The organism is Amycolatopsis sp. NPDC050768 (assembly GCF_040654155.1).
GTDB lineage: Bacteria > Actinomycetota > Actinomycetes > Mycobacteriales > Pseudonocardiaceae > Amycolatopsis.
In genome coordinates this window covers 388,070-405,253 of record NZ_JBFAHL010000001.1, presented here as the reverse complement: position 1 = coordinate 405,253, position 17,184 = coordinate 388,070, and the positions used below count along the sequence as shown (strand labels likewise).

The 17,184-nt window shown below is 71.1% G+C and carries 15 protein-coding genes and 3 pseudogenes; 11 read left to right on the top strand and 7 right to left on the bottom strand.

Annotation, left to right across the window (positions count from 1 at the left end; translation table 11 throughout):
* The first annotated feature begins 32 nt into the window (after positions 1-32).
* A complete protein-coding gene (locus AB0H62_RS02035) occupies positions 33-3,383 on the top strand; it encodes an error-prone DNA polymerase (RefSeq protein ID WP_360583581.1) in 3,351 nt (1,116 codons plus the stop codon).
* Here the strand turns inward: AB0H62_RS02035 and AB0H62_RS02030 are convergent.
* A pseudogene (locus AB0H62_RS02030) lies at positions 3,355-3,936 on the bottom strand (LLM class flavin-dependent oxidoreductase); the annotation flags it as partial. The gene AB0H62_RS02035 and the pseudogene AB0H62_RS02030 overlap by 29 nt on opposite strands.
* On the opposite strand from AB0H62_RS02030, the pseudogene AB0H62_RS02025 reads away from it, so the two are divergent.
* The 3 genes and pseudogenes from AB0H62_RS02025 to AB0H62_RS02015 all read left to right on the top strand — a co-directional run.
* Positions 3,916-4,023 (top strand): annotated as a pseudogene (locus AB0H62_RS02025) (helix-turn-helix domain-containing protein); the annotation flags it as partial. The pseudogenes AB0H62_RS02030 and AB0H62_RS02025 overlap by 21 nt on opposite strands.
* An 88-nt stretch (positions 4,024-4,111) precedes the next feature.
* Positions 4,112-4,489 (top strand): annotated as a pseudogene (locus AB0H62_RS02020) (TetR/AcrR family transcriptional regulator); the annotation flags it as partial.
* A 22-nt stretch (positions 4,490-4,511) separates the two neighbouring features.
* Positions 4,512-5,099, top strand: a complete 588-nt coding sequence (locus AB0H62_RS02015; protein ID WP_360583579.1) for a pentapeptide repeat-containing protein — start codon at positions 4,512-4,514, stop codon at positions 5,097-5,099.
* 652 nt (positions 5,100-5,751) lie between these two features.
* Here the strand turns inward: AB0H62_RS02015 and AB0H62_RS02010 are convergent.
* Positions 5,752-9,030, bottom strand: a complete 3,279-nt coding sequence (locus AB0H62_RS02010; protein WP_360583577.1) for a glycohydrolase toxin TNT-related protein — start codon at positions 9,028-9,030, stop codon at positions 5,752-5,754.
* A gap of 275 nt (positions 9,031-9,305) precedes the next feature.
* On the opposite strand from AB0H62_RS02010, the gene AB0H62_RS02005 reads away from it, so the two are divergent.
* Positions 9,306-10,163, top strand: coding sequence for a bifunctional methylenetetrahydrofolate dehydrogenase/methenyltetrahydrofolate cyclohydrolase (locus AB0H62_RS02005; protein WP_255638649.1), 858 nt, complete (start codon positions 9,306-9,308; stop codon positions 10,161-10,163).
* Between the two features lie 2 nt (positions 10,164-10,165).
* Positions 10,166-10,471, top strand: a complete 306-nt coding sequence (locus AB0H62_RS02000) for a DUF3017 domain-containing protein (RefSeq protein WP_220246193.1) — start codon at positions 10,166-10,168, stop codon at positions 10,469-10,471.
* Between the two features lie 74 nt (positions 10,472-10,545).
* Here AB0H62_RS02000 and AB0H62_RS01995 read toward each other — a convergent pair whose 3' ends face one another.
* Positions 10,546-11,730: an MFS transporter gene (locus tag AB0H62_RS01995; RefSeq protein WP_220246194.1), complete on the bottom strand. Its 1,185-nt coding sequence runs from the start codon at positions 11,728-11,730 to the stop codon at positions 10,546-10,548.
* Between the two features lie 190 nt (positions 11,731-11,920).
* Complete coding sequence (locus AB0H62_RS01990) at positions 11,921-12,244, bottom strand: metalloregulator ArsR/SmtB family transcription factor (RefSeq protein WP_220246195.1); 324 nt, start codon at positions 12,242-12,244, stop codon at positions 11,921-11,923.
* Between the two features lie 108 nt (positions 12,245-12,352).
* Between AB0H62_RS01990 and AB0H62_RS01985 the strand changes: the two genes are divergently transcribed.
* Positions 12,353-13,552, top strand: a complete 1,200-nt coding sequence (locus AB0H62_RS01985; protein WP_360583574.1) for an MFS transporter — start codon at positions 12,353-12,355, stop codon at positions 13,550-13,552.
* On the opposite strand, the gene AB0H62_RS01980 is transcribed toward AB0H62_RS01985, so the two are convergent.
* On the bottom strand, positions 13,549-13,731 hold the full coding sequence (locus AB0H62_RS01980) for a DUF1918 domain-containing protein (protein WP_220246197.1): 183 nt from the start codon (positions 13,729-13,731) through the stop codon (positions 13,549-13,551). The genes AB0H62_RS01985 and AB0H62_RS01980 overlap by 4 nt on opposite strands.
* A gap of 74 nt (positions 13,732-13,805) precedes the next feature.
* Between AB0H62_RS01980 and AB0H62_RS01975 the strand changes: the two genes are divergently transcribed.
* From AB0H62_RS01975 to AB0H62_RS01960, 4 genes are read left to right on the top strand one after another with little or no spacing between them, the layout of a single operon-like run.
* Positions 13,806-14,450 carry a spermidine synthase gene (locus AB0H62_RS01975; RefSeq protein ID WP_220246198.1) on the top strand — a complete coding sequence of 215 codons (645 nt, stop codon included), beginning with the start codon at positions 13,806-13,808 and terminating at the stop codon, positions 14,448-14,450.
* Positions 14,444-15,010, top strand: a complete 567-nt coding sequence (locus AB0H62_RS01970) for a hypothetical protein (RefSeq protein ID WP_220246199.1) — start codon at positions 14,444-14,446, stop codon at positions 15,008-15,010. The genes AB0H62_RS01975 and AB0H62_RS01970 overlap by 7 nt, the downstream gene beginning before the upstream one ends.
* The gene (locus tag AB0H62_RS01965; RefSeq protein WP_220246200.1) at positions 15,000-15,578 is read left to right on the top strand and encodes an HhH-GPD-type base excision DNA repair protein; all 579 of its coding nucleotides are present in this window, start codon (positions 15,000-15,002) and stop codon (positions 15,576-15,578) included. Before AB0H62_RS01970 ends, AB0H62_RS01965 begins: the two co-directional genes overlap by 11 nt.
* A gap of 29 nt (positions 15,579-15,607) precedes the next feature.
* Positions 15,608-16,090: a hypothetical protein gene (locus AB0H62_RS01960; protein ID WP_220246201.1), complete on the top strand. Its 483-nt coding sequence runs from the start codon at positions 15,608-15,610 to the stop codon at positions 16,088-16,090.
* 84 nt (positions 16,091-16,174) lie between these two features.
* On the opposite strand, the gene AB0H62_RS01955 is transcribed toward AB0H62_RS01960, so the two are convergent.
* Positions 16,175-16,774, bottom strand: coding sequence for a class I SAM-dependent methyltransferase (locus AB0H62_RS01955; protein WP_220246202.1), 600 nt, complete (start codon positions 16,772-16,774; stop codon positions 16,175-16,177).
* A 34-nt stretch (positions 16,775-16,808) separates the two neighbouring features.
* Positions 16,809-17,171 (bottom strand): DUF2203 domain-containing protein, encoded by a 363-nt coding sequence (locus AB0H62_RS01950; RefSeq protein ID WP_220246203.1) that lies wholly within the window; start codon positions 17,169-17,171, stop codon positions 16,809-16,811.
* Positions 17,172-17,184 lie beyond the last annotated feature (13 nt).

Below are 17,184 nucleotides of genomic sequence, written 5' to 3'. Positions count from 1 at the left end.
CGGGGCCCCGCAGTTCCCCCGAAAACGACTAGATGGGCTGGAACAACCCGCCCGTCCCCTGGCAGGACCTCGCGCGGGCCCTGTCCGGCGACGGCGACGTGCCGCCCGGCGACCACGGCGACAGCCCGGCGTGGGGCCGCAAACGCGACGTCTACCGCCGCCCCGCCGACGTGCCGCCGCCGCGCAGCGAGGTCGAGTCCGGGTCGCGCGTGCCGTACGCCGAGCTGCACTGCCACTCCAACTTCAGCTTCCTCGACGGCGCCAGCCACCCCGAGGAGCTCGTGGAGGAGGCCGCGCGGCTCGGCCTCGACGCCATCGCGCTCACCGACCACGACGGCATGTACGGCGTCGTCCGCTTCGCCGAAGCCGCGAAGGAGCTGGGCGTTGCCACGGTGTTCGGCACCGAGCTGAGCTTCGGCCTCTCCGCCCCGCAGAACGGCGTCGCCGACCCCGAAGGCCAGCACCTGCTCCTGCTCGCGCGCGGCGACGACGGCTACCGCAGCCTGTGCCGTGCCATCACCGCCGGCCAGCTGCGCGGCTACGACTGCGCTGTCGGCGCCGCCGGCGAGCAAGAGCGGGCTGAAAAAGGCCGTCCCGTCTACGACCTGCGCGCCGTCGCCGAAGAGGTCACCGGCCAGTGCGCCGTGCTCACCGGCTGCCGCAAAGGCTCCGTCAGGCAAGCGCTGCTGGGCGAAGGCCCGGCCGCCGCGGCCACGCAGCTGAGAAAACTCGTCGAGCTCTTCGGCCGCGACAACGTCTACGTCGAGCTTTTCGACCACGGCCAGCCCCTCGACAGCACCCACAACGACCTCCTCGCCGAGCTGGCGAACGACTTCGGCCTGCCCACCGTCGCCACCACCGCCGCGCACTACGCCCGTCCCGAACGCGGCCGCCTCGCCGACGCCGTCGCCGCGATCCGCGCGCGCCGCGGCATCGACGACCTCGAAGGCTGGCTGCCCAGCGACGGCGCCGCTTTCCTGCGCTCCGGCACCGAAATGGCCGAGCGTTTCCGGCGGTACCCCGGCGCAGTCCAACGCTCGGCGCTGCTCGGCGTCGAATGCTCGTTCAAGCTGGAGCTCCTCGCGCCCGAGCTGCCGCCGTTCGACGTGCCGGAGGGCCACACCGAGACGACGTACCTGCGCCACCTCACGATGAAGGGTGCCGAAGAGCGTTACCTCGGCAAGGAGGACGAAGCCGCCGCGTACGCCCAGATCGAGCACGAGCTGAAGATCATCGAAGACCTCGGCTTCCCCGGCTACTTCCTGATCGTCTGGGACATCGTGCGTTTTTGCCGCGACAGCACCATCCTCTGCCAGGGCCGGGGCTCGGCCGCGAACTCCGCCGTCTGCTACGCGCTGGGCATCACCAAGGTCGACCCGGTGAAGTACAAGCTGCTCTTCGAACGCTTCCTCGCCCCCGACCGCGACGGTTACCCCGACATCGACCTCGACATCGAGTCCGATCGCCGCGAAGAGGCCATCCAATACGTCTTCGCCAAGCACGGCCGCCTCAACACCGCGCAGGTAGCCAACGTGATCACCTACCGCGCCCGCTCCGCGATCCGCGACGCCGCCCGCGCGCTCGGCTACTCACCCGGCCAGCAGGACGCGTGGAGCAAGCAGATCGACCGCTGGGGAGCGTTGCGCAGCACCGAAAAGGACCACGACCACGATATTCCGGACGACGTCGTGCAGCTCGCGTTCGCCCTCGAGGACTTTCCGCGCCACCTCGGGATCCACTCCGGCGGCATGGTGATCTGCCAGGAGCCGGTGAGCCAGGTCTGCCCGGTCGAGTGGGCGCGGATGGAGAACCGCAGCGTGGTGCAGTGGGAGAAGGAGGACTGCGCCGCGGCCGGGCTGGTGAAGTTCGACCTGCTGGGCCTGGGCATGTTGTCCGCGCTGCACTACATGCTCGACCTCGTCGAGGAGTACAAGGGCGAGAAGATCGACCTGGCCGACCTGGACCTGAAGGACCGGAACATCTACCGGATGCTCTGCCGCGCCGACGCGATCGGCGTGTTCCAGGTGGAGAGCCGCGCGCAGCTGGCCACACTGCCGCGGCTGCGGCCGGAGGAGTTCTACGACCTGGCCGTGGAGGTCGCGCTCATCCGGCCCGGGCCGATCCAAGGCGGCTCCGTGCACCCGTACATCCGACGCAAGCAGGGGCGCGAGGAGTGGGAGTACGACCACCCGCTGCTGGAAAACGCGTTGCACAAGACCAAAGGCGTGCCGCTGTTCCAGGAACAGCTGATGCAGATCGCGCTCGACGTCGCGAACTTCACCGCGGCGGAGGCCGACCAGCTGCGCCACGCGATGGGGTCCAAGCGTTCCGAGCGGAAGATGGAGCTGCTGCGGCAGCGGTTCCTCGACGGCGCAGCAGCCAACGGCCTGGAGCCGGAGCTCGCGGAGAAGATCTTCCTGAAGCTCAAGGCGTTCGCGAACTTCGGTTTCCCGGAGAGCCACGCGCTGAGCTTCGCGTACCTGGTGTTCGCGAGCGCGTATTTCAAGTACTACCACCCGGACGCGTTCTGCGCGGGGCTGCTGCGCGCGCAGCCGATGGGGTTCTACTCGCCGCAGTCGCTGGTGGCCGACGCGCGGCGCCATGGCGTCACGGTGCTCGGCCCCGACATCAATCTCAGCCTGCCCCAGGCGACGCTGGAACCGTTGCCGGACAACGGAAAGCTGCACGCGGTCCGCGGCGGCCTCGGCACCGTGCGGCTGATCGGCGACGAGCTGGCGGAGAAGATCGTCGCCGAACGGTCGGGCGTCCCGTTCGCGAGCATGTCCGACCTCGCCCGCCGCGTGCGGCTCACTGCGCCACAGCTGGAGGCCCTCGCTACGGCCGGCGCCTTCAGCTGCTTCGGCGGCGACCGCCGGCAGGCCCTGTGGTCCGCGGGCGCCGTAGCGCAGGACCGCCCGGAGAAGCTGCCGGGCACGGCTCCCGGCGCCGACGCCCCGACGCTGCCCGGCATGGACGACCTCGACCTCGCCGCCGCCGACGTGTGGGCCACGGGCCTCTCGCCGGACAGCTACCCGACGGAGTTCGTGCGCGACCACCTCGACACCCTGGGCGTCGTCCCGGCCGCCCGCCTGCTCGACCAGCCCGACGGCGCCCGCGTCCTCGTCGGCGGCGCCGTCACGCACCGCCAGCGCCCCGCCACCGCCGGCGGCGTCACCTTCATCAACCTCGAGGACGAGACGGGCATGGTCAACGTCGTCTGCACCCTCGGCCTCTGGCAACGCTTCCACCGCGTCGCGCGCTCCAGCACCGCCCTGCTGGTCCGCGGCGTCGTCGAGAAGGCGGACGGCGTGGCGAGCGTGCGCGCTCAGAAGCTGGAGCCGCTGCCCTTGCGGATCACGGCGAAGTCGCGGGACTTCCGGTGACCCCGACAAAGCCCCGGCGGGCGACCTCGGCGCGCACGATCGGCGCCACCTCTGTACCCAGCAACTCGATGGCCCGCAGCAAATCCCGGTGCGAGACCGAGCCGATGCCCAGCTGCAGCAACGTGCGGTCGTGGCCGAAGAGCTCGTGCTGGTAAAGGATCTTCTCCGCCACGGCCGCCGGCGAGCCCACCGCGTAGGCGCCGGTGAGGGTGGTCTTCGCGGTGAACTCGGCGCGGGTCGTGGGTGGGATGCCGCGTTCGGCGAGGATGCGGTTCATGACCGAGGCGTCGGCGGGGTAGTAGAGGTCGGCCGCGGCCTGCGAAGTGTCGGCGACGAAGCCGTGCAGCGTGATCGCCACGGGTTGCGGGGCGTGGCCGTAGTGGGTGAGCGCGCGGCGGTGGACGTCGATCAGCGGGGCGAACTGCGGCGCCTGCCCGCCGAGGATGCCGAGCGCGAACGGCAGGCCGAGCCGCCCGGCGCGGACCACGGACGCGGGGCTGCCTCCGACGGCGAGCCAAACCGGCAGCGGCGACTGCACCGGCTGTTTGCCGAGCGCGGCCTGAGCGTGCCGCTGCGCGAGGTCGCCGACGCGGCGGGCGTGGGCATCGCCACGCTCTACCGCCGGTTCCCCACCCGTGAAGACCTGATCACCAGCGTCTTCACCGAGAAGATGACGATCTACGCCGAATCCGTCGAAACCGCCCTCGCCGACCCCCGACCCGTGGCACGGCTTCTGCGGCTACCTCGAAACGCTCTGCGCGATGCAGGCCGAGGACCAGGGGTTCACCCATGTACTCACGCTCTCGTTCCCCACGGCGAAGGCGTTCGAGGCCCAGCGCCGCCGCGCATACCAGAACTTCGCCCGGCTCATCGGCAAAGCACAGGAATCGGGCCGGCTCAGGCCCGATTTCGTCGCCGAAGACCTGATCATGCTGCTCATGGCCAACGCCGGCGTGCTCACCGCGACCGCCCAGACCGCGCCGAACACCTGGCGCCGCTTCCTCGCCTACATGATCGAGTCGTTCGACACGGCCGCGACCACCGACGAGCTCCCCGCGCCACCGTCGGCGCGGGCCATGTTCCGCGCCATGCGCCAGGCCCGCTGAAGCCGTGTGACATCCTGTCGAGGTGATCGAGACCGGTGAGGACTACCGCGACGCCGTGCTTTCCGGGCAGTGGTGGGAAAAGCGTCAGTTCACGGGCTGCGACTTCACCGAGGCCGACCTGCGTGACCTGCGCACGCGCGGCTGCACGTTCGACAACTGCGACTTCACCAAGGCCGACCTCGCCGGCTCGCGCCACGACGCCTCGGCCTTCCGCAGCTGCACGTTCGACCGTGCGGTGCTCGCCGACAGCCGGTGGTCGTCGTGCTCGCTGCTCGGTTCATCCTTTGTGGACTGCCGATTCCTCGGCATCGCGCTCACGGAGTGCGACCTGTCCCTGGTCTCCCTCGCCCGCGGCCGGCTGCGCAAGCTGCACCTGTCCGGCCTGCGCATGCGCGAGGCCAACCTCACCGAGGCCGACCTCACCGACACCGACCTGCGCGACTCCGACCTCACCGGCGCCCGCCTCCTCGGCGCCAAGCTCCCCGGCGCCGACCTGCGCGGCACCCGGCTCGACGCCAACGCCCTCGTGCAGGCCGACCTGCGCGGCGCCTACGTCGACGTCGAGACAGCCATCGGGTTCGCCGCCGCCCACGGCCTCATCGTCAAGTGACACATCGAAGAAACCGGGCCTGAAACCCGACAGCGGCGTCGACCCGGCGATTCCTCGCCGAACGGCCGGCACTTGCCCGCGAGCTCTTCGGCGAACCCCGCATGCCGACGCTCGTGCAGTACGACCGCTGAGGGTGGCGGTGTTCACGGTGCCTGCGCCGGCCCGGGCCGAGGGCAGCCCCCCGCCCTCCTCCTGGGGGGCGTCCCCGTCCCAGTTTATCGTTACCAGGCCCCGAAAAGTGGCCACCGCGGAATCTGTGGACAAGTCGGGGCCCCCGCTGGCTGCTGTGGACAACTCAGAGCAAGGCACTTGACATCAGACCCGGCGTTGGCCGGCCATCGACCGTCGCCGCCACTTGCCCCAGCGCCGGACAGAACGACCGCGACCGGCTGCTGCGGATCACCGTGAAGCCGGCGCCCGGCCAAGGCGGTGACGCCGCGCTGCTCGCCACCTCGACCCGCGACCTGCTCCTGCGCCTCAACAGCGAGGCCACTACGTGCCCGCCGAACGGCAGCTGCCCGAGGTCGTCCTGCGGCCGGATGGCGATCCCGAATACTTCCTGCTCGCGTCAAGCACCGCTACGCCCGCGGGACGTGAAAGGGGCGGAACCCGCAGGCCCCGCCCCTTTTCAGCAAGCAACTCAATCAACAACTCAGTCGATCGGCGGTTCACCCGGCTCCAGCTCGAGCAGGTCGCCCTCGGCCAGCAGTTCCTCGATCGAGGCGGGCAGCAGGTACGCCGAACCCCCGCCGGGCTGGTTGAACCACGGGATCGCGACACCGGCGAGCGTCTCGAGCGGACGCTGCACGCGGTACACGTGGTACGGCCGGTTCACCCACTCCGGCACCAGCGAACGCTCCTCGAACGGCGTCCCCGCGGCGTAGGTCAGGTTGCCGCTCGGGCCGCCGAAGCGGTCGAGCTCGCTGCCCGCGGGCAGTTCACGGATTTCCTTGCCGCGGAACAACGTCAGCGGCGGCTCACCCGACAGCGGCCCGATCGGCCACTGGTTGTTGCCACCGCCACCGCCACCGGCGGCGGCTCGCGGCGCTCCGTTGGCCCGCGCCGGCTCCTCCCGGCGCGACGGCGCGACGGGCGCACCCGGTCCACCCGGTCCACTCGGTCCACCGGGGCCGGCCGGACCACCGAGACCAGGCCCACCGAGACCAGGACCACCGAGACCAAGACCACCGAGACCGGGTCCACCCGGCCCGCCGACGGGAGCACCCGGCGGCACACCGGGCCCAGTCGGCAAGCCCAGCCCGCCACCCACAGGGGGAGCGGGGGGCATCGGCGGCTCCCGGCGCTGCAGCGGCTGAACCGGCGGGGTCACCTGCGTCGGCGGCTGCGGAGGCGGGGGCGGCGGGACCTGTCGCTGCGGCGGCTCTTCGGCCTCGGGCTCGTCGCCCAGCAGCTCCTCGGCCGACGTGAACGCCGTCTGCTCCTGCGGCGGCACGGCCTCGCGCGGGCGCACCGGGAACGAACCCGTGGCGACCTCCGGCGAAAGCGTCGTCACCACCGGCGGCTTCGGGGCTTCGGCCACGGGCTCTGCCGGCGGTGCGGGCGGCTGCTCCTCGGCGGGCTCGTGGCCGTCGGGGTGCAGCAGGACCTTGCCGAGCATGAACGCGGCGGCGTCGTCGGAGTCGCCGAACACTGCCGGGTTGATCAGCTCGCCGTCGTACCAGCCGACGCGCCAGCCCTCGTCCACCTGCTCCACGGTCCAGCCGCGCTCGGTCGGCGTGCCCAGCTGGTAGGCGGCGTCCGGCACGTCCAGCTCGTCGAGGCGCGTCTGCAGCTTCGCCAGCGCGGGTTCGGCCGGGAGATCGCGACGCGGCCGTCTCGGCGGCTGCTGGGGCTGCCGCTGCGGTTCCCCGGCCGGCTCCGGCCGGGCGCCGGCGCGCGGCGGCACGGGCAGCTCGGGCACCGGCAGGACACCCGGCACCCCCTCGTCGGGCGTGATCATCGCGGTCGGCGGGCCCGAGTCGAAGTCCGGTTCGCGGCCGGCGGGGCCGCCACCGTCGCGGGGCTGGTCGCCGTACTGGGACTCGCCGTACGGCTGCTCGTCGTAGTGCTCGTCGCCCTCGTACTGCTCGTCCTGGTACTGGCCCGACTGGTCGTACTGGCCGTCTTCGAAGTGCTGGCCGTCCTCGAACGACTGGCTGTTCTCGAACGTCTGGCTGTTCTCGAACGTCTGCGTGTTCTCGAGCGGCTGGCCACCCTCAAACGACCGCGTGTCCTCGAACGACCGCGCCTCCTCGAACGACTGCGCGTTTTCGAAAGACTCGGCTTCTTCGTACTGCTCCTCGCCGCGGTCGGCCGGGGCGTACAGCGCGGTGTGCTGCTCGGCCGGCTCCTCATGCCGCGAAGGTTCCTCAGTGTGAGTGAACAGCACCGGCTCTTCCTCGAGCGGCTGCTCGGCCGGAGCGGCGTCGACGGGCGCGTACAGCGCCGTCTGCTCGGCGTCCTCCTCCGGCGGGGCGGAGTTCGGGTCGACCGGCGCGTAGATCGCCGTGCGCTGCTGTTCTTCGTGCGCGGGTGGTGCGGCGCTGGGGTCGACGGGCGCGTACATCGCCGTGCGTTGCTGCTCTTCGTGCGCGGGCGGTGCGGCGTTCGGGTCGACCGGCGGGTACATCGCTGTGCGCTGCTGCTCTTCGTGCGCCTGCCGTGCGGCGTTCGGGTCCACGGGCGCGTACATCGCGGTCCGCTCGGCCACCGGCGTCGGGTTGTCGGCCGCGGCGCCGTTCGGCGGCGCGCCCGCGTTCGACCCGGCGCCGTTGGGGGCCGGTTCGAAGTCCGAGTGCTGCTGGTCCTCGAAGTGGTCCTCGCCGCCGAAGCGGTCGCCGAACTCGTCGTAGCGCTCGTCCTGGTACTGCTCGTTCTCGAAGCCCGGGCCGTCGTCATGCTGCGGGCCGGAACCGTCGAAGACCTGCTCGAACGGCGGTTCGGCCGGGGCCTCCGGCTCGGCGGGCGGCGTGTGCACGGCGAGCGGCACGTCGACCGGCGCGGGCGGAGCGGCTTCGGGAGCCGGGGCCGGCGGCGCCTGGGCGGCCGGGGGAGCAGGCGGCGTGGGCGGCTGCTGCTGTTGCGGCGGCGGGCCTGGACGCTGCTGCTGACTGCCCCGCGTGAGGTAGGCGGTGGCGCCCTGCAGCGCGAGGTCGTCGACCTGCGGCAGCTGGAAGCCGTTGGACCGGATGTGCTCCACCAGGTCGGGCTCGGGCGATACGCCGTACCGGCGCAGGTAGAAGTTCACGGCCGCGGGCCAGATCCACTGCCCGTCGCTGTGGAAGGCCACGGGCACGGTCGCCTCGGGCGTCGGCGCGAGGCGGTCGATGTCGTAGCCGCGGTCCTGCACCACCACAGGCGCGTGGTCGAGGTAGTCGAGCAGGCGGTCCTGCTCGGCGACGTCGAGATCGGGCCGGTTGATGACCGGACGCCCGGCGGGACCGATCGTGTCGAAGATCCGCGCGATGCGGAAGTGCGGGCCGGGCTGCTCGGGGCCGAGGCCGGACAGGCGCCGGATCAGCCACTCCGGCACGTTCTCCTCTGTCCGGGGGAACATGCGCAGCTCGTCCTGGTACGCCTGGGGTGGCGGCGCGAGGTGCCACGTGGGCTCCTCGCGGTTGTACTCGAGGTTGTAGCTGGACGGGTGGTCGAGCTGGTAGCGCGCGTTGAACCACGTGCCGCGGCCGTCGCGGTACATGCCCGCGCGCAGCCGGCCGAAGAGCGTCGCGATGTCGTGGGTGGCGACCCACTCCTGCCCGGTGCCGTCTTCGGTGCGGATCTCGCCCGTCAGCTCGTGGTACCTGCCGACGGCCCGATACTCCACCGTGACCTTGCGCCAGTCGCGTGGTGCTGCGCGCAGCAGGGCGAGTCCGATCTGCTTGACCAGTGTGTCCTGCTCGGTCGCGTTCAGCTGCGTCGTCGGTTGTGCCACGGGAACATTTTGACTGTTCGCGCGCGCGAACGCACCCCGCATAGGTCTTTTGCCACTCAGGGGCGGTCTGACCTCGGTCGACGCGCGATGCTCAAGATCACACACCCGTGCGGGCTGGGACTGGGCTCCGGCGTTGGGGTGACGACGAGTCTACGTCCGGTGGCCCTGCGCGTCCGATCACGACGCGCGGGCCGATCGGGTGGTGCGGCGAGCACGCTGCGTATGCGGCCTGGGCGAGATCCGGGCGCGGGCGGCGCTTTGCGAGAATGGTCACCGTGACGGCGAAGATTCTGGACGGCAAGGCCACGAAGGACGCCATTTTCGCGGAGCTGCGCCCGCGGGTGGCCGCGCTCGCCGAGCGGGGCGTCGTCCCCGGGCTGGGCACGGTGCTGGTCGGCGACGACCCGGGCTCGCACTCGTACGTGAAGATGAAGCACGCGGACAGCGCGAAGATCGGCGTCAACTCGATCCGCCGCGATCTGCCCGCCGACATCTCGCAGGAGAAGCTCGAGGCCGTCATCGACGACCTCAACGCCGACCCGGCGTGCCACGGCTACATCGTGCAGCTGCCCCTGCCCAAGCACCTCGACGCCAACCGCGTCCTCGAGCGCATCGACCCCGACAAGGACGCCGACGGCCTCGCCCCCACGAGCCTCGGCCGCCTCGTCCTCGGCCAGCGCGGCCCGCTGCCGTGCACGCCGTACGGGATCATCGAGCTGCTCCGCCGCCACGGCGTGGTGCTGGACGGCGCCAACGTGACGGTGGTCGGCCGCGGCATCACCGTCGGCCGCACGATGGGCCTGCTGCTCACGCGCCGCAGCGAGAACTCCACCGTGACGCTCTGCCACACCGGCACGCGCGACCTCGCCGCCGAGGTCCGCCGCGCCGACATCGTCATCGCCGCCGCCGGCGTGCCCGGCATCATCAAGCCCGACATGGTGGCCCCCGGCGCGGCTGTGCTGGACGTCGGCGTCTCCCACGTCGACGGCAAGCTCACGGGCGACGTGGACCCGGGCGTGGCCGAGGTCGCGGGCTGGCTCTCGCCGAACCCAGGCGGTGTCGGCCCGATGACCCGCGCGATGCTCGTGTCGAACGTCGTCGAAGCCGCCGAGCGCGCGGTCGCGAGCCGGTGACCATGACCGCAGACCGGCCTCGCACGAAAAGGTCGTGGACCGTCCACGTGCCCTTCGGGCTGGTCATGCTGCTGCTGCTCGCCGCGGCGCTGCGGATCCTGCAGTACCACTGGCGAGAGGGCGCGGTGCTGGTCGGCGCCGCGCTGTTCGTGGGCGGGTTGTTGCGGCTGCTGCTGCCGGAGGACCGCGTCGGGCTGCTGGCGATCCGCGGCAAGGTCGTGGACATCGTCACCTACTTCGCCCTGTGCGCTGCCGTGTTGTACATCGCCTTGACGATCACGGGCGGTCCGTTCGACGCCACGTCCTGACGGCTTGTAGTCCCGGAACGCGAAGCGGCCCCGCACCGAGCACTGGTGCGGGGCCGCTTCGCGTCATCCGGGTGTCACGAAGCCAGGACCAGCTCCCGCTGCTCCTCGGCCCGCGCGTCGCGCCGGTCCAAGGTCCCGGAAACCGCCGCGATCGACAGCCCGAGCACGGCCAGCGTCGCGCCGACCCAGTTGGGCGCCACCAGCCCGAGGCCGCCGGCGATCACCAGTCCACCGAGGTACGCGCCGATCGAGTTCGCGATGTTGAACGCCGACTGCACGGCCGCCGACACCAGCGACGGAGTTCCGCCGGCCTTCTGCATGATCCGCGTCTGCATCATCGGGCCGATCATGAAGCCCGCGACACCGACGAAGAAGATCGTGATCGCCGCGCCGACCTTCGAGTGGGCCGTCAGCGTGAAGATCCCCAGCACCACCGCCAGCGAAAGCATCGCCGCGTACAGCGAAGGCATCAGCGCGCGGTCCGCGAGCCGCCCGCCCAGGTAGTTGCCGACGGTCATCCCGACACCCGCCAGCGACAGCAGCAGCGTCACGTCTGCGGGCGAGTACCCGGCGACGTCCGTGAGCATCGGCGCGATGTACGACATGCACGCGAACACCCCACCGAGCCCGAAGGTCACGATCGCCAGCGCCAGCCACACCTGCGGTCGCCGGAACGCGCCCAGTTCACCGCGCAGCGTTGCCTCGGCGGGCCGGCCCTGGTGCGGCACCAGCTTGGCGATGGCGGCCGCGGCGAACAGGCCGATCACCGCGACCACCCCGAACGTCGCCCGCCAGCCCACCTGCTGGCCCAGCAACGTCCCGAGCGGCACGCCGACGACGTTTGCCAGCGTCAGCCCCATGAACATCATCGACACGGCCTTCGCGCGGTCGCCCGGCTTCACCAGGCTCGACGCGACCACCGCGCCGGCGCCGAAGAACGCGCCGTGCGGCAGGCCGGCCAGGAAGCGGAACGCGATGCCGAAACCCTGGTTCGGCGACAGCGCGAACAGGGCGTTGCCCAGCGTGAACAGGCCCATCATCGCGAGCAGCATGGTCTTGCGCGGCAGCCGCACGGCCACCGCGGTCAGCAGCGGTGCGCCGATCACGACACCGAGCGCGTAGGCGGAGATGAAGTAGCCGGCGGTGGGGATGTCGATGTGGAAGTCCGCGGCGGCCTGGGGCAGCACACCCATCATCACGAACTCGGTGGTCCCGATGCCGAAGGCACCGATGGCGAGCGCGAGCAACGCGACGGGCACGGCTCTCCTTCCTTGAGAAATCGATTACTCAGCCCGGGGCGACCCCGTTCTGAAGCGCTTTAGACGAGGGGCAAAAAACAAGACAGCCGTGCGGCCCCGACGCCGTCGTGCTGTCTGCACCCAGTTCAACCGATAGGGCGTGGTTTTGTCATCCCGGTATCCGGGTGAGGCTCTTCACGTAGGGCGACCGTCAGCGGCGCGCGGCGAGCACCCCGTCGAGCAAGCCTGGCGCCAGCTCGTCAAGATCGTTGCGGCGCAAGGAGTTGAACCGCGTCGTGCCTTCCTGGCGGCCGGCGATCACGCCCGCGGCACGCAGGATGCCGAGGTGGTGCGTGAGTGTGGACTTGGTCACCGGCACCTCGAGCCCGCCGCACGACACCTCGGCTTCGGTCCGGGCCAGTTGGCGCACGATCGCCAGGCGCACGGGGTCGGCGAGCGCGCGCAGCACCGACTCGACGGTCATCTCGTCGCACTCGGGGTGGACGAGCGGAGTCAGGTGCGTGGTGGCGGCCATGCGTCCATAGTACGACGTTCCTCGAAATTGTCGGGCCCGCGGTGTACGGTCGGCATCGAACTACGACGTTCGTCGAACCAATCCCGTTCACCTCTTGGGGGCACCACCATGTCCAGCGTCTCCACCTCGGGGAGCTCGCGTAACGCCGTGCTGGCGTTCGGGGCCTTCGGGGTCGGCACCAGCGGCTACATCGTCGCCGGACTGCTGCCGTCGCTCGTCTCGGAGCTGCACGTGTCGGCCACCGCCGCCGCGCAGCTCGTCACGTCGTTCGCCATCGCGTACGCGATCGGCTCGCCGCTGTTCGCCGCCGTCACCGGCCGCTGGGAGCGCCGGACGCTCCTGGTGGCCGCGCTCGTCGTCACCGGTCTCGGCAACCTGTTCGCCGCCGTCGCGCCTGGCTACACCACGCTGCTTCTCGCGCGGGTTGTCACGGCCGTCGGCGCCGCTGTCTTCACTCCGGCCGCCAGCGCCGTGGCCGCTGAGCTGACCACGCCGGAACGCCGCGGCCGCGCAGTCGCGATGGTGTTCGGCGGGCTCACAGTCGCGTTGATCTTCGGGGTGCCGCTTGGCAGCCTGGTCTCGCAGCAGTGGGACTACCAGACTGCGTTCCTGCTCGTCGGCGTGCTGTCGCTGGCCGGCGCGGTCGCCGTGCGGCTCGTGCTGCCGCGGGTCGCGCCGCCGCCCGCGGTGCGGCTGGCCGAGCGCTTCGCGGTGGCGCGCGACAAGCGCGTGGTCGCGCTGCTCGTCACCACGGTGCTCGCGTGCCTCGGCGCGTTCATGGTCTACACGCTCTCGTCGCCACTGCTCGCCGTGACGGCCGGGATCACCGGAGGCACCGTCACTGTGCTGCTGTTCTGCTACGGCATCGGCGGCGCACTGGGCAACTACCTTGGCGGCCGCGCGGCCGACCGGTGGGGCGCGCGCGTGCCGGTGCTCCTGGTGCTGGGCGGGATGACCGTCGTGCTGGCGCTGCTGCCGTTCACGTCGGTGACCGTGGCCGGCGCGGGCGTGACGTTCTTCGTGTGGGGCACGATCACGTGGGCGATCAACCCGCCGATGCAGCACCGGCTCATCGAGCTGTCGCCCGGGCACGCCGAGCTGGCCCTCTCGCTCAACGCGTCGGCGATCTACCTCGGCGTCGGGCTCTCCGGCATCGTCGGCGGCGCCGTGCTGACGTCGGCGGGGCCGACGGTGCTGCCGGAGATCGCCGCGGTGCTGAGCGCAGTCGCGATCGCGGTGATGGTTTTCTTCTGGGAGACGCGCCGCGCTCGTCGCGTGACGGCCCGGGAAGAAGTGGCCGTCGGCTAGTCGGTGACGATCTCGCAGTCGGGCCCGGGGTACAGCAGTGCTTCGTGTCCGTCGGCGAACCGGACCACGTACGGTGGTGAGCCGTCCGGGCCTCGCACCTCGAGGATCTCGGCGCGCTGCTCGGCAGCTCCCACCGTGCGGCCGTGGACCTGGATCTCGTCTCCTACCGTCGCGTGCATGGGGTTTCACCTCCATGGTTGAGAGTAGGAGCGCTTCGCGGCCGCGTACAGGGCAGTTGTGCGAAGCTGACGGTGTGGCTGAGGTTCTGGACGTGGCCCGCGGGTTGGGCGGTGAGCTCGTGCTCCGTCGCGAAGGCGCGGCGCTCGAGGTGATCGAGAACGGTGTGTTCCTGATGGACACGCGAAACGGGGAATCCGAACGGCTTCTCGTGACCGAGGCCGCCGACCTGCTGGCGCCGGGCGCCCGTGTGCTCATCGGCGGCCTGGGGGTGGGTTTTTCATTGCGGGCGGCGCTGGATCACCCGAACGTCGGGTCGGTTGTGGTGGTGGAGCGCGAGCCGGCGGTGATCGCGTGGAACCGCACGGGCCCGCTTCGCGCGATGCACGGTGCGGCGCTGGAGGATCACCGAGTGTCGCTGGTGGAGGCGGATCTGGTGTCGTGGCTGCGTTCTTCGGGGGAAACCTTTGACGCCCTGTGCCTCGACACCGACAACGGTCCCGAGTGGACGGTGACCGAGGGCAACGCCTCGTTGTACGGCGAGTCCGGAGTGGACGGTCTGGCCCGCCTGCTGCGCCCGGGCGGCGTCTTGGCGGTGTGGAGTGCCGACGCTTCTCCTGCGTTCACGGATCGGTTGCAGGGGCGCTTCGCTGACGTACGCGTGGTGGAGGTCCCGGTGCCGCGCGGTGAACCGGACGTACTGTGGTTCGCCCGTTGCTGAGGGCGGCCGTTTCGGAGAACGCGGCGTGGTGCGACGTTTTCTGCCGCATCGGCGGAGTTTCCGGCGTCTTCGGCCCGCATGCGTGGACTTCGCCCGCGCGCACCCCGGAGTTCTACCCCGACGCGGTGACCTTGTCGCCGGACGCCACCGCCGCCGACATCTTGCCGTTCGTGGACGCTTCGGCCGGCTGCTCGGTGAAGGACAGCTTCGCGTCGCTTGAGCTGCCGGGCTTCGAGGTGGTGTTCTCGGCGACGTGGTTGCAGTTCCCGGTGCTGTCGTCGTCGGGGTGGCCCTCGTCTGCGTCACCGGACCCGTCATTCGTCCACCTCCGTGGCGCGGCCATCGCCCACCGCGGCGCGACCGCGGTCGGCCTGTGGAACTTCACCGGCGACGACTGGGCCGGCGCGGTCGCCGGCGCCGCCGCCGCGTTCCCGGGCTTGCCGATCGTCGGCTACGAACACGGCGACGAGCTGGCCTCGGCGCTGGCCTACGGCGCCATCCCGCTCGGGGAGCTGCGCGTCTGGGTCGCGACCTGCCAAAATGGACCGCATGACGCGTGAAGTGCACCTGAGCGGCGACGCCGAGGCCGACAAGCTGCTGAGCGAGGACCCGGTCGCGCTGCTCGTCGGCATGCTCCTCGACCAGCAGATCTCCATGGAGGTCGCCTTCCTCGGCCCGCGCAAGATCGCCGACCGCATGGGCGGCTTCGACGTGCGGCGCATCGCCGAGGCGGACACCGAGGACTTCGTCGAGAAGTGTGTGACGCCGCCTGCCATTCACCGCTACGGCGGGTCGATGGCACGTCGGGTGCAGGCGCTGTGCCAGGTCATCATGGAGCACTACGACGGCAATGCCGAGGCGATCTGGACTGAGGGGCGGCCCAAGCCGGACGGGCCGGAGGTGCTGAAGCGGCTCAAAGCGCTGCCCGGGTATGGGGAGCAGAAGGCCAAGATCTTTCTTGCACTGCTGGGGAAGCAGTACGGTGTGCAGCCCAAGGGCTGGCGCGAGGCGGCTGGTGCCTACGGGGACCGCGGGTCCCGCCGTTCCATCGCGGACGTGGTGAACGCCAAGACGCTGGCGGAGGTCCGGGCGTTCAAGAAGGAGCAGAAGGCGGCGGCGAAGAAGTAGCACCGCTGATCGTCGCGGCCGCGGTGTGCGTGGTCGGTACGGCGGGCGTCGCGGTGGCCCAGGCGGATCCGCAGGACGCTTTCACCTATACGTCCGAGGCCGGCGCGCACGCGTTCGTGGGCAGCTACTCGTGGGGTGCGGATCAGCTGACCGCGTGGGAGTACAACGGTGCCGTGAAGGTCGACGCCGACGGCGGCTGGGACTGGGCGCGCCTGGAGCTCAGTGCGCCCGCCGGCCGGCAACTGCAGGAAGGCTCCTACACCGGCGCACGGTTCCGGGACCAGTCTGCGCCGCAACTCGACACCCCGGGCTTCGCCGCCTTCCGTGGCACTCAGGCGGACGGCAACCAGGTCTGCGCAGACGTCGCGGACGACGCCACCGCCGACTTCACCGTCACCCGCCTCGCCCGCGCCGCCGACGGCACCATCACCGACCTCGACACGACCTTCACCCTGCACTGCTCCGGCCCCACCGGTCCCGCCACGACTGGTGCGGTCCATTTCCACCACTGATCGAACACAAGTTCCGCTTCGGCGGCCCCGGCCACCGGGCTTTGGTGGCCGGAGCCGCCGTTCCGATCAACCGCGGGTAAGCAGCTACCGAACCGCCCTCACCGCGAACACCGACCGCTCCCGTCCTCCGAGGTGGGCCTTCACCGTCTGACCCTCCGCCGACGAGAACCCCGCCGCCGTGGCCAGCGCGGCGGCCTCCTGCTCCGAGCCCGGAATCCGCAGGTCCCGGGGCATCAGCTCGGCCATCGGCCCGTCCCGCTTGAAGCGCGCCGACGAAGAGATGCTGAACGCCAGCACCCCGCCCGGTCGCAGCACCCGCGCCCAGTCGGTCAGGGCTGTGGCGCCCAGGAAGTGCAGCGCCGACGCGCACACCACCGCGTCGGCGGCGCCGTCGGCGACCGGCAGCGGCACGGCGGGACCCACCTGCCACGAGATCACGCCCGCCGGATCCAGCGAAGTGGCCTTCGCGCGTGCCCGCTCGATCATCAAGGTGGAGAAGTCCACCCCGAGCACCGACGAGGGCGAAAGCCGGAGCGAAGCGAACGCTGCGGCGCCCGTGCCGGTGGCGGCGTCGACGAGCAACGCGGGGCGCGGGGGCAGGAGGGAGATCAGGGTGTCCGCCACCAGGGGGTGGAAGAGATCGTCGTCGTAACTGGCGGCCTGTTCGTCGAAGATTGAGGTCACGACAAGCACCGTATCGGCTCTGACCAGCGGTTTTTCAGCGAAGTCGACGCCGCCCCGCGAAGCCGAGGTCGACGCGGTGGTACCAGGCGAGCTCGCGGTCGCCCTCGAGCCAGCAGAGCAGGACGTCGTCGCCGTCCAAGGACGCCGGGAAGTCGACCAGAAGGGGCGCGAAGCCCTTCAGCTCGGCGCCGGTGCGTTGGACGGTGGTCATCAGCTCGTCGAGGCGGGCCTGTGCGGCCTTCCACTCCGGCAGGCCGCCGAGGGGGGTGTCGCGGCCGCCCGGGCGCAGTGATGCGGCGAGCTCGGCGGCGTCGGCGCGTACGCGGACGAGCTCGGCGAGGACCGGGAGCAGCCGGGAGAGCTCGGCGCGCGCCTCGGCCACGGTGAACAGACCCATGTGACGATGTTCT

Excerpts from the sequence above, each read along its gene's own strand:
- AB0H62_RS02000 (WP_220246193.1), top strand. The coding sequence starts at position 10,166 with ATGACCGCAGACCGGCCTCGCACGAAAAGGTCGTGGACCGTCCACGTG.
- AB0H62_RS01980 (WP_220246197.1), bottom strand. The coding sequence starts at position 13,731 with ATGCACGCGACGGTAGGAGACGAGATCCAGGTCCACGGCCGCACGGTG.
- AB0H62_RS01985 (WP_360583574.1), top strand. The coding sequence starts at position 12,353 with ATGTCCAGCGTCTCCACCTCGGGGAGCTCGCGTAACGCCGTGCTGGCG.
- AB0H62_RS01950 (WP_220246203.1), bottom strand. The coding sequence starts at position 17,171 with ATGGGTCTGTTCACCGTGGCCGAGGCGCGCGCCGAGCTCTCCCGGCTG.
- AB0H62_RS01990 (WP_220246195.1), bottom strand. The coding sequence starts at position 12,244 with ATGGCCGCCACCACGCACCTGACTCCGCTCGTCCACCCCGAGTGCGAC.
- AB0H62_RS02035 (WP_360583581.1), top strand. The coding sequence starts at position 33 with ATGGGCTGGAACAACCCGCCCGTCCCCTGGCAGGACCTCGCGCGGGCC.
- AB0H62_RS01965 (WP_220246200.1), top strand. The coding sequence starts at position 15,000 with ATGACGCGTGAAGTGCACCTGAGCGGCGACGCCGAGGCCGACAAGCTG.